This window comes from Bradyrhizobium sp., assembly GCF_035570375.1.
In the GTDB taxonomy this organism is placed as follows: domain Bacteria; phylum Pseudomonadota; class Alphaproteobacteria; order Rhizobiales; family Xanthobacteraceae; genus Bradyrhizobium.
In genome coordinates this window covers 23,092-33,932 of sequence record NZ_DATMLW010000087.1, presented here as the reverse complement: position 1 = coordinate 33,932, position 10,841 = coordinate 23,092, and the positions used below count along the sequence as shown (strand labels likewise).

Annotated in this window: 11 protein-coding genes; 5 read left to right on the top strand and 6 right to left on the bottom strand. The window is 60.9% G+C overall.

Annotated elements, in window-relative coordinates; genetic code table 11:
- Positions 1–136: 136 nt before the first annotated feature.
- The 4 genes from VNX23_RS09870 to VNX23_RS09855 form a co-directional block, all read right to left on the bottom strand.
- Entirely contained in the window at positions 137–868 is a 732-nt protein-coding gene (locus VNX23_RS09870; protein ID WP_325629487.1) for an ABC transporter ATP-binding protein, read from the bottom strand.
- The gene (locus tag VNX23_RS09865) at positions 837–1,574 is read right to left on the bottom strand and encodes an ABC transporter permease (protein WP_325629485.1); all 738 of its coding nucleotides are present in this window, start codon (positions 1,572–1,574) and stop codon (positions 837–839) included. Before VNX23_RS09865 ends, VNX23_RS09870 begins: the two co-directional genes overlap by 32 nt.
- Positions 1,575–1,576: 2 nt before the next feature.
- Entirely contained in the window at positions 1,577–2,482 is a 906-nt protein-coding gene (locus VNX23_RS09860; protein WP_325629483.1) for an ABC transporter substrate-binding protein, read from the bottom strand.
- Between the two features lie 694 nt (positions 2,483–3,176).
- Positions 3,177–3,365 (bottom strand): hypothetical protein, encoded by a 189-nt coding sequence (locus VNX23_RS09855; RefSeq protein WP_325629481.1) that lies wholly within the window; start codon positions 3,363–3,365, stop codon positions 3,177–3,179.
- Between the two features lie 299 nt (positions 3,366–3,664).
- On the opposite strand from VNX23_RS09855, the gene VNX23_RS09850 reads away from it, so the two are divergent.
- The 4 genes from VNX23_RS09850 to VNX23_RS09835 all read left to right on the top strand — a co-directional run bounded on the left by VNX23_RS09850 (position 3,665) and on the right by VNX23_RS09835 (position 8,803).
- Positions 3,665–4,786, top strand: coding sequence for an amidohydrolase family protein (locus VNX23_RS09850; protein WP_325629479.1), 1,122 nt, complete (start codon positions 3,665–3,667; stop codon positions 4,784–4,786).
- 200 nt (positions 4,787–4,986) lie between these two features.
- The gene (locus VNX23_RS09845) at positions 4,987–6,396 is read left to right on the top strand and encodes a GntP family permease (protein WP_325629477.1); all 1,410 of its coding nucleotides are present in this window, start codon (positions 4,987–4,989) and stop codon (positions 6,394–6,396) included.
- Between the two features lie 21 nt (positions 6,397–6,417).
- Positions 6,418–8,421: an acyl CoA:acetate/3-ketoacid CoA transferase gene (locus VNX23_RS09840; protein ID WP_325629475.1), complete on the top strand. Its 2,004-nt coding sequence runs from the start codon at positions 6,418–6,420 to the stop codon at positions 8,419–8,421.
- Between the two features lie 94 nt (positions 8,422–8,515).
- Positions 8,516–8,803 carry a DUF1330 domain-containing protein gene (locus VNX23_RS09835; RefSeq protein WP_325629474.1) on the top strand — a complete coding sequence of 96 codons (288 nt, stop codon included), beginning with the start codon at positions 8,516–8,518 and terminating at the stop codon, positions 8,801–8,803.
- A gap of 21 nt (positions 8,804–8,824) precedes the next feature.
- Here the strand turns inward: VNX23_RS09835 and VNX23_RS09830 are convergent, their stop codons facing one another.
- Together VNX23_RS09830 and VNX23_RS09825 are read right to left on the bottom strand one after the other, a co-directional pair.
- Positions 8,825–9,193 (bottom strand): VOC family protein, encoded by a 369-nt coding sequence (locus VNX23_RS09830; RefSeq protein WP_325629472.1) that lies wholly within the window; start codon positions 9,191–9,193, stop codon positions 8,825–8,827.
- Between the two features lie 109 nt (positions 9,194–9,302).
- On the bottom strand, positions 9,303–9,692 hold the full coding sequence (locus VNX23_RS09825; RefSeq protein WP_325629470.1) for a DoxX family protein: 390 nt from the start codon (positions 9,690–9,692) through the stop codon (positions 9,303–9,305).
- 207 nt (positions 9,693–9,899) lie between these two features.
- On the opposite strand from VNX23_RS09825, the gene VNX23_RS09820 reads away from it, so the two are divergent.
- The gene (locus VNX23_RS09820; RefSeq protein ID WP_325629468.1) at positions 9,900–10,745 is read left to right on the top strand and encodes an alpha/beta hydrolase; all 846 of its coding nucleotides are present in this window, start codon (positions 9,900–9,902) and stop codon (positions 10,743–10,745) included.
- The last annotated feature ends 96 nt before the right edge of the window (positions 10,746–10,841 follow it).

The window sequence follows — 10,841 nt, the reverse complement described above, 5'->3', positions numbered from 1 at the left end:
GTTTCCGGCCAGGCCGTCCATCAGCAATGTGCTCTTCCGGAAAGTGTTTCCGGATGCGCTCCCACTGCTCGTCCGTCAGCCGAATCATCTGCCCTTTATAGCCGATCGACTCGGCACCGCAATTTTGAGATAGGTTCTAGTGTCCATTCATCTGCCCGGCGATTTCATCGACCAGCGCCGCCACCGTCCTGCGGTCGCGACGATTGCGGGGCATCGACAGCTCTCTTTCCAGCACGACGCAGGCCGGCTTGCCGCCGAGGAACAGCAGGCGGTCCGACAGTTCGATCGCCTCGGCAAGATCGTGCGTGACCAGCAGGATGCCAAGCTTGCGGCTCTCGGCGATGGCGCGCAGTTCACCGCGCAGCCGGGCCGCCACGGTCTCGTCCAGTGAAACCAGAGGCTCGTCGAGAAGCAAAAGGTCCGGGCCGACCGATATGGCGCGGGCGATCGCCACCCGCCTCGCCTGGCCCAGCGAAAGTTCGCCGGCATATTGACGCCGCTGCTCGACCAGATCGAAGCGCTCCAGCCATTCACCGATTGCACCGGTGGCCGACGCGGCGTCCATCGCGATCCGGATGTTGTCTTCGACCGTGCGCCAGGGCAAAAGGTGCGGCTCCTGAAACACCATGGCGACGCGCGTGGACGGCGATATGCGCCGTGCGCCCTGGAAGTCACGGTCAAGACCGGCCGCGATGCGCAGGATGGTGGTCTTGCCGCAGCCGGAAGGACCGACAAGGCAGGCGAACGAGCCGGCCGCAAGCTCAAAGGCGAAATCGCGCAATACCTCGATCGAGGCATTCTTGGCTGAGCGATAGGTCTTCGAATCGACCCGCAGCTCAAGCAGCTTGTCTGCGCCAACTGCTTGCATTGCGTTCCAGGGGTTGCACGATCAGGCTCTCCACCGCGAGCATGATGGCGATGAAGGCGATCGAATAGGCGAAGATGGTCACCATGTCGAACAGCGAGAACGCCGATCCGAGCACGAAGCCCACGCCGTTGGGTCGGCCGATCAGCTCGACAACGAGCACGATCTTCCAGGTGATCGAAATGCCGGAGCGAAATGCCGCAGCGAGGTATGGTGCAAGCTGCGGCAGGACGATGTGACGGATCCGCGCCGGACCGGACAGGCAAAACACCTGAGCCACGTCTTCCAGCTCCGGGCTCAGCGCCCGCGTTCCCTCCCGGGTCAGAACCACGACATTGGGAAACTTGTTCAGCGCGACGGCGACGACGGCGGCCGTCTCGTTCAACCCGATCCAGACATAGGCCAGGATGATCGTCACAAGCGCCGGAAGGTTCAAAAGAATGACGAGCCAAGGGTCACCGATCCGATCGACGAGACCCCACTTGCCCATGGCAAATCCCGCCGCCATCCCGAGCGAAAAAGCGACCGCGAAGGCCGCGATCACACGCAGCAGGGTACACGCCAGATGATAGGGAAGCGCCAGCGAACCGGCGTCGCGCAGCAGTGCCTCCCCCACGGCCACGGGACCCGGAAGCAACGGCGAATCAACGGCGGCGGCCAGCACGGTCCAGAGTACGATCACAACGCCGAGCGACAGGAGCCTCGCCAAGGTCAATTCTCGGGCACTGAAGGACGATAATAAAGATGCTCGTCCAATTCCTTCGAAGGGCCGACGAGCTCCGCGCCGCCGATCTGGGCGAGGGTACGGAACAGCTTTCGAGCATCGGCCTCTTCGTCATCGATTGACCGGCGCGGCACCGTGCTGCGGCCGATCGTCCGGTAGGCTTCGAAGGTGCCCTGATCCTCTGCGGCGGCCATCAGGGGACGCAAGGCTTCCCACTCGGCATCGGACTGCAGGAGAATCTGGTCGGCCTTTCGGGCCGCGACCAGAAAACGATCGATTGTGCCGGGATGCGCAGCGATAAAGCGCTCGGAAAAGACATAGCCGATCACCGCGACCGGCTGTGTCAGGCCGAGTTCGGCCTCTGCGTCCCGCACATCGTAGAGCCTGCGGTAACCCTGACTCTCCAGCCTCGCACAGAAATTCCAGAAATTCAGGCTGGCCTCCGCCTCGCCCTGCCGCAGCTTCTCATAGAGAAGCGGTGGTGCGCCGAAATTCAGACGCGTCTGCCGCGCCAGATCGATGCCGCGCCGCTGCGCTGCCGCACGCACGATCAGCCAGCTCTTGTCGAGCGCGCCGCCCGCGACCGCGAGCGAGCGGCCCTTGATATCCGCAAGCTCGCGGATCGGCGAATTCGCCTTCACCATGATCGCGCCGACCGCAGTGGAATACGGATAGAACTTGAGCGGGCGGCCGAGCGCGCGCTCGCGCGCAACCCACAGCCAGTCGACGACGGCGACATCGACCGCCCCGCTGTTGAGAGCAAGCTTGCTCGCTTCGGGTGAAGCGAATTCCTGGATGCGGAGATCGAGCCTGTTCTCACGGGCAAGCCCGTGCCGAGCGATCACGTCAAGCTGCCAGGTGAAGGTGCCGGTCTTCTGCACGCCGATGCGCAACGTTTCCGCGCCCGCGCTCTCGCAGGCAACCGAAACCAGAAACGCGAACGCAATGCACAGCCGCAGCTGCCAAACGGCTTTCAGGGGAATTCTCCCGGTTTGCCTTGGATTTATTCTGGCAGAGGATCGAAGCTACGTTCTTGCCAATCGCGATGATGGCCTTGTTGCGGCTGAAGAGCAAGCGGTCCGAAGGGCGCAGAAAGCAGGGTCTGTTGCCTGCGGCATCCTGTCGATGGGTCGACCCCTCCTGGTCTTGGCGTGATTGCGAACCCGCTTCTCGCCAGGTGAAGCCAGGTCCGCAAACGGAAGCGAAAGCGCATCGGCGATCGAGGAATTTTGGCGCCCGGAAACCTGCGGAGGCCAGCAATCGTTTTGCTCGAGCAAATCGTGGTCATCCTGCATCGCAGTTTGCAGCCGCAGCAGGTGCAGGACGGCTGGAAGGTCAGGCAGACGTTCAGGCAGACAAGGGGGAGCAAGATGCATGATCGAACAACGTTAGGCGCTTTTGGATCGATACGGTGTTCGTTGTGGACCGGTGTTGCTTTTGCTGAATGCCTGCAACGGCTGCCGTTACGAAGCTTCGATGGTCGCGACGCGCGGCAATAGAAACACGCGTTCACACACGTCCCTGCTCGCGGGCGATGCGGGACGTGTGAACTCAACGGGCTTGATAACTCGCGCGGATACTCGCGCTTCAATGCGCTTTCATGGAGTGATCCGGAGCCTGGAGATTGCATTCCCTGAAGTGGAATGCAATTTCGTCAAGAGCACGCTGCTCCCACTCTTCAGCTTCCGCGAGCCAGAACACCTTACGCTCGGAATCATGCAACGCACGCTCACGGCAAAAATATTCCTGGCGGCGGATTTCAACGAGCCTGTTCATGAACTCCACTCCTTCGTGAAGCCAATTCGCGCTCCGACCATAGCAGAGGGCGTGCTGAGAGTCCTTTGCGTTTTGTCGCGCCCCGATAGATGACTTCTTCTCCTGTGGACTTCGCAATGCAGCATGTTTGATGCGTCTCGACTTGGTTCCTGGCATACAAAATCTCGTTATTCAGTAGGCCTGAACAGAGCGCAGGCTCTTTTGTCCGCTGCACCATCTGAGGTAGACAGGTCTTGCGGGCTTCCTGGTGGGCCTATCAAGACAAGAAGTTCGAAAAAAGATGCTGCGGAGGACGTCGCGTGAAAAAAGACGAACGCAAACAACGCTGGTCGCTCAAAGGTTGTGTGTGCGGCTGCGAAGACACGGTGTCGCTTACAGGTGCGGCGCTCAGCCGGCGCCAATTCGTGGCGGGATTGGCGGGCAGCGCCACCGTCGCCGCGGCCGGTGTGAATAGGCCTATTGCGGCGATTGCGCAGGGCGCCGGGACAAAGCCCCATCGAATCGACGTCCACCATCATCTGTCGCCGCCGAGTTATATCGCAGCCTCGGTTGCCGCAGCTTTCGGCGATGGTCTGATGCGGAAATGGACTCCCGAAAGCTCGCTCGCCGACATGGACAAGGCGGGTATTGCGGTTGCGATGCTTTCGGTGACGCAACCGGGCGTCAATTTCACTTCCGGAGAAGCAGCGCGAAAGCTCGTGCGCGAATGCAACGAATACGCAGCCAAGCTGATCGCCGATCATCCCGGCCGCTTCGGCGGCTTCGCGATGCTTCCCCTCACCGACACCGACGCCAGCCTGAATGAGATCTCCTACGCGCTCGACACGCTCAAGCTCGACGGCATCGGACTTTTGACGAATTACCACGACAAGTGGCTCGGCGACCCCGCCTTCCTGCCGGTCATGGAAGAACTCAACCGGCGCAAGGTCATCGTCTACACCCATCCGAACGCGGCCGATTGCTGCGTCAACCTGGTCCGTACCCAGCCGCCAGTATTGATCGAATACGGCACCGACACCACCCGCACCATCGCCGACATCATCTTTTCCGGCAATGCGCAGAAGTTCCGCGACATCCGCTGGATCTTCTCCCATGCCGGCGGCACCATGCCGTTCCTGATCGAGCGCTTCGTCCGCCATCCGCTGATCGACCCGAAGGCAAAGCCCACCGTGCCGGACGGCACGCTCGCCGAGCTCACGCGCTTCTGGTACGACACCGCGCAAACCTCGAACAAGGCAGCGATGTCGGCGCTGGCTTCGATCATCCCGACGTCGCAGATCCTGTTCGGCACCGACTTCCCGTATCGCACGGGCATCGACCACGTGGACGGCTTGCGCAATGCGGGCGTTTTCACCGAAGCGCAGATCACCGACATCGAGCGCGGAAACGCCTTGAAGCTGTTGCCGCGGTTTGGTGCCTGAACACCTCCGGTAACGGGCCTGCAGTCGTGGCCCCGCCGGAGCGGAAGGCAACCGGTCGGGCGGGCTCGCCGCGCCCTGCTCTGTCCCAGCGCACCAACATTTTTTTTAAAACCTTTGCGATACCGCAAAGCACGCGGTGCGGACCTGATTTGTTCTTGGGCGACGCGCGGAAAAAATGCGCAGGATCAGGGGAGGAACAAATGAGCTTTCTGATCGCGCTGGCGGCACTCGTTTTTCTCATGTTCGTGGCCTATCGCGGCTTCAGCGTGATTCTTTTCGCGCCTATCGCCGCGCTCGGTGCGGTGTTCCTGACCGACCCCGGCGCGGTGCCCGCCGCCTTCACCGGCCTCTTCATGGACAAGATGGTGGGGTTCGTGAAGAGCTATTTCCCGGTCTTCCTGCTCGGCGCGGTCTTCGGCAAGGTGATCGAGCTGTCCGGATTTTCGAAATCGATCGTGGCCGCGGTAATCAACATCGTCGGCCCGCAACGCGCGATGCTCGCGATCGTGCTCGTTTGCGCCGTTCTGACCTATGGCGGCGTGTCGCTGTTCGTCGTCGTGTTCGCCGCCTATCCGTTCGCGGCTGAAATGTTCCGCGCCGGCAACATCCCCAAGCGCCTGATCCCCGGCACCATCGCGCTCGGAGCCTTTTCATTCACGATGGATGCACTGCCTTTTAGTCCGCAAATCCAGAACATCATTCCGACCACCTATTTCAAGACCACCAACGGCGCCGCACCGATCCTCGGCGTGTTGGGAGCAATCTTCATCTTCGTGCTCGGCATGATGTATCTCGAATGGCGCCGCCGCACTGCGGCCGCTGCCGGCGAAGGCTATGGCGAGGGACACGGCAACGAGCCGGAGGTCGTCGACACCAAGGAACTTGCGCCCGCCTTCATCGCCTTTCTGCCGTTAATCGTCGTGTTTGTGGTCAACCTTGTGCTCGGCGGCTTTCCCGGCGTGTTCACCGGCCTGATCGATCGCTTCTATGGCAAGAGTTACGACCTCACGCTCGCGATGGATCACACGATCACCACGCAGATCTCGGGCATCAGGGCGATCTGGGCAGTCGAAATGGCGTTGATCGCGGGCATCATCACCGTCTTCATCTTTGCCTTTCCAAAGCTGAAATTGACCTTCGCGGATGGCAGCAAGGCGGCGGTCGCCGGTGCGCTGCTCGCGTCGATGAATACGGCCTCCGAATATGGTTTCGGCGGCGTGATCGCGGCACTCCCGGGTTTCACCGTCATCAAGGAAACGCTTGCGGCCATTCCCAACCCGCTGGTCAACGTAGCCGTCACCGTCACCTCGCTTGCCGGCATCACCGGATCGGCCTCCGGCGGCATGTCGATCGCGCTCGCGGCCATGGCCGACGATTTCATGAAGATGGCGGAAGCAGCCAACATTCCCCCCGCGGTCCTGCACCGCGTGGCGTCGATGGCAAGCGGCGGCATGGATACGCTGCCGCACAACGGCGCCGTCATCACCCTGCTCGCGGTAACCGGCCTGACCCACCGGCAATCGTACAAGGACATTTTTGCCGTCACCTGTCTGAAGACGGCTGCGGTCTTCTTCGTGATCGGCGTCTACTACGCAACCGGACTTGTGTAATTCTCCATCAGGGAGTCGTCCATGAACCAACACCCTGCGCTGCCCTATCTGCGGCTGTCGGAAAAGGGCAAGGTGGTCACCGCGGCGGAAGCCGTGCGCCTCATTCGCGATGGCGATACGGTCGCCACCGGCGGCTTTGTCGGCATCGGATTCGCCGAGGAGATCGCGATTGCGCTCGAAGAATACTACCTCGATCGCCAGAGCGAGGCGCCCCACCCGCAGGGCAAGGCGCGCAACCTCACGCTCGTCTACGCTGCCGGCCAGGGCGACGGCGGGGATCGCGGCCTCAATCATCTGGCCCATGACGGACTCGTTAAGCGCGTAGTCGGCGGCCACTGGGGTCTTGCGCCGAAACTGCAGCGAATGGCGATTGCCAACGAAATAGAGGCCTACAATCTTCCGCAAGGCGTGATCACGCATCTGTTTCGCGATATCGCCGCCCAACGGCCCGCCCATATCACCCGGGTCGGCATCGGCACCTTTGTCGATCCGCGCAAGGGCGGCGGCAAGCTCAACTCCCGCACGACGGAAGATCTGGTCGAACTGGTCAAGCTCGGCGGGCAGGAATGCCTGCTCTACAAGACCTTTCCCATAAATATCGGCATCATTCGCGCCACGACCGGCGATGCCGACGGCAACCTCACCATGGAGAAGGAAGCGCTGACGCTGGAAGCACTGGCGATCGCGATGGCCGCGCACAATTCCGGCGGCCTCGTCATCGCGCAGGTCGAACGCGTCGCAGAAAGCGGATCGCTCAATCCGCGCGAGGTCAAGATACCCGGAATCCTGGTCGACGCCGTCGTGGTGTCAAAACCAGAAAATCACTGGCAGACCTTCGGCACGCAATATAATCCCGCATTCGCCGGCGAGATCCGGGTGCGCGCCGGCTCATTGCCGCCGCTGCCGATGAGCGAGCGCAAGATCATCGCACGCCGCGCCGCGTTCGAGCTGAAGGCCAACAGTGTCGTCAATCTCGGCATCGGCATGCCGGAGGGCATCGCCGCCATCGCCAACGAGGAGAAGATCATCGACCTGATCACGCTCACGGCAGAACCCGGCGTGATTGGCGGCATCCCCGCAAGCGGGATCGATTTTGGCGCCGCGATCAACACCCAGGCCGTGATCGACCAGCCCTACCAGTTCGACTTCTACGATGGCGGCGGCCTCGATGCCGCGTTCCTCGGGCTCGCCCAGGTCGACCGCGCCGGCAATCTCAACGTCAGCAAGTTCGGTCCCAAGCTTGCGGGCGCCGGCGGTTTCATCAATATCAGCCAGAACGCCAAGGAGGTGATCTTCGTCGGCACGTTCGGTGCGGGAAAGCTGCGGATTGCGGCCGCTGACGGCAAGCTCACCATCCTTGATGATTGCAAGGCGAAAAAATTCGTCGAAGCCGTGGAGCATGTGACCTTCAGCGGCGCCTATGCAACGAGACGTGGCCAGACGGTGCTCTATGTCACCGAGCGCTGCGTATTCTCGCTCTGCCCCGACGGGCTCGAGCTGGTCGAGGTCGCGCCCGGCGTCGACATCGAGCGCGACATCCTTGCGCGGATGGATTTCAGGCCGCTCATACCGCACGATCCCGCGCCCATGGATGCGCGCATCTTTCGCGAGGGCGTGATGGACCTGCGCAAAGACCTGGTCGGCATTCCGCTTGACCAGCGCTTTACCTATGACAAGCAGCAGGATCTGTTCTTCGTCAATTTCGAGCGCTTCGCGGTGCGATCGAGCGACGACATCAAGGCGATCGACAAGGCTGCCGAAGCCAAGCTGGCTCCGCTCGGCCACCGCGTCTACGCCATCGTCAACTACGACAATTTCTCGATTTCACCCGAATTGCTCGACGAATATTCGGCGATGGTGCACTCGCTGACCGACCGCTTCTACTCCGGCGTCTCGCGCTACACCACCTCGGGCTTCCTGCGCATCAAGCTCGGGGAAGCGCTGCAGAACCGGGGCGTCGCGCCGCATATTTTCGACAGCGCCGATCAAGCGAAGTCGGATTGGCGCAAATGCAGCCCGCGCTGAAGGTCGGGTCACGAAACCTTGATGACCGTGGCGCGCGCGGTCGCGAGGCAATATGCCACAACCAGCTTGAAAGCTTGTGTCGAAGGAGCGGCGGATGAAAGCCTACGTGATCGCGCTGGAGACGGTCCACGATGAAGCGATGTTTGCTGAATATCGAAAGGGCGTTGTTGGCACGGTGGCGACGTTTGGTGGTCAGTTTATCGCTCGCGGCGGCAAGTTCACGGTCCTTGAAGGTCAGTGGCAGCACCCGCGCACGGTGATCATCGAATTTCCGAGCCGAGATGCCGCCGAAGGCTGGTACAAGTCGGCCGACTACCAGAAAATCATTGGACTTCGCCACAAGAGCTCGCACGGCGATCTGGTGATTTTGGACGGCGCCTGATCGGGGATTGGCTCCGCAGCTTTAGGAAATGTTCTGGCCGATGCGCCACAGGACCCCGGTGGGATCGACAAGAATGAAGTCGCGTATGCCCCAGGACTGATCTTCGGGCGGATTTGCCCTGATGTTGTATTTGGCGGCAATATCCCGATCGACGACATGCTGCCACCAGGCATCCGCATCCTCGACCAACAGATGCATCATGAAGTTGTCGGCATGTTCCTTGACGTAGAAATTCTGCAGCAGAAACGACGAATCACCATGGCAGAAGTACGCAAGAGCGTCGCTTGACCAAGCAAGATCAAAACCCAGGTCCTGATAGAATTGTTTGGACAGGCCGAAATCGCGCGCCGGCACGAACGCCTTGACCTCAACTGTCGCCAGATTTCCCAAGGCAAACCTCCGCGATCGGGATTGATCGCTCTGGTCCTTCCTGATGGCGAAAATTGGACCCTTGTCGTCCCCGCGTCCGCAGGGACGACATCGAAACCCGGTGACTAGCCTACTTCGTCCTTGCGTCCAACGCCCAGCGGCCCGGCCCGGCCACAAAATACAGCAAGAAGACGAAGCAGTAGAGGATCGCGGCGTCGCCGCCGTTGAGAATCGGGAAAAAATTCTTCGGCGCGTGTGCCATGAAGTAAGCGACAGCCATGTTGCCCGACAGGATGAAGGCGACAGGACGCGTCAGGAAGCCGACCGCAAACAGCGCGCCGCCCACGAGTTCAATGATCCCCTGAAACCACAACAGCGTGCCCATCGCGGGCTGCGCCATTGGCGTCTGCGGAAATCCGAACAGTTTTGCGGCTCCATGCTCGAGAAACAAAAGGCCGATGACGATCCGGGCGATGCTCAGGATTTCCGGCCAATATTTGCTGACGCGATCAAGGGACATCGATGGCTCCATTGAGGAAGAACGAGGGCGAAAGGCCCACCCACACTCCCTTACCATAGCCGGTGGATTGATCGATGTGCAGTCGCGCGCACACGTTGCGCACAACAAATCAACGGCTTGATCCGCATCCATCCCGTCCTGATGTCACGCCGCTGTGACAAAAAGGCGGGAAAATGCCAGCCTGCATTCACGAGACGAGAAAGAACCATGAAACGCGGAATCACCATTCTGCTTTCGATTTGCGTGGTGGCGTTGGCCGGCTATTTCACGGCAAGCAAATGGGCGATCCGCCACAAGACGCTGACATTTTTCGACCCCTTGCGTACCGACCGTCCGGTCGAGGTCGATATCTCTGTTCGGCGCGACCGCGAGATGGAAGCGATCGCCGAAATGATCACGCTGCCGGTGGTGATCCTCAACCACGGCAATACGGTGAAATTCACCGAATACTCGTTTCTCGCGAACTTTCTCGCCATCCGCGGCTACATGGTCGTAAGCGTCCAGCACGATCTTGAAAGCGACGGCCCGATGGTCACGCAGGCCGGCGAGGAATATGTCGGCAGGAGACCGCAATATAATCGCGGCATCGCCAACATCATGTTCGTGATCGACGAGATGAGGAAATACCAGCCGAACGCGGACTACCGGCACCTGACCATGGTCGGGCATTCCAACGGCGGCGATCTCTCGATGTATTTCGCCAAGCGCCATTCCGACCTGATCAAGAAGGTGGTGACGCTCGATAACCTGCGCGTCCCGTTCGTCACCGACGGCAATTTCAGGATTCTTTCATTCCGCTCCAGGGATCCGGTCTTCAAGGCCGATCCCGGCGTGGTTCCCGACGACGCCATGTGCCAGAAGGCGGGGATCACCGTGGTGAAGACGCCCTACCAGCATAACGAATTGAGCGATCGCGGCCCGGACCACGTCAAGACCACGATCCGGTCGATCGTGGAAAAATTCCTCGACGACGATACGCCGGCCGGAACGGTAGATCCGGAAAAGCTCCAGAAGGGCGCACGAGGACCAATCGCATTTGCGGTGCCGCCGTAATCATCCGGAAAGGCGGCAGGCCAGGCCGACTTCGCCCGACAAAAAAGCCGCCCAGCTTTGATCTGCCGCAACCCCTCGGGCCGAAAATCCGATGTT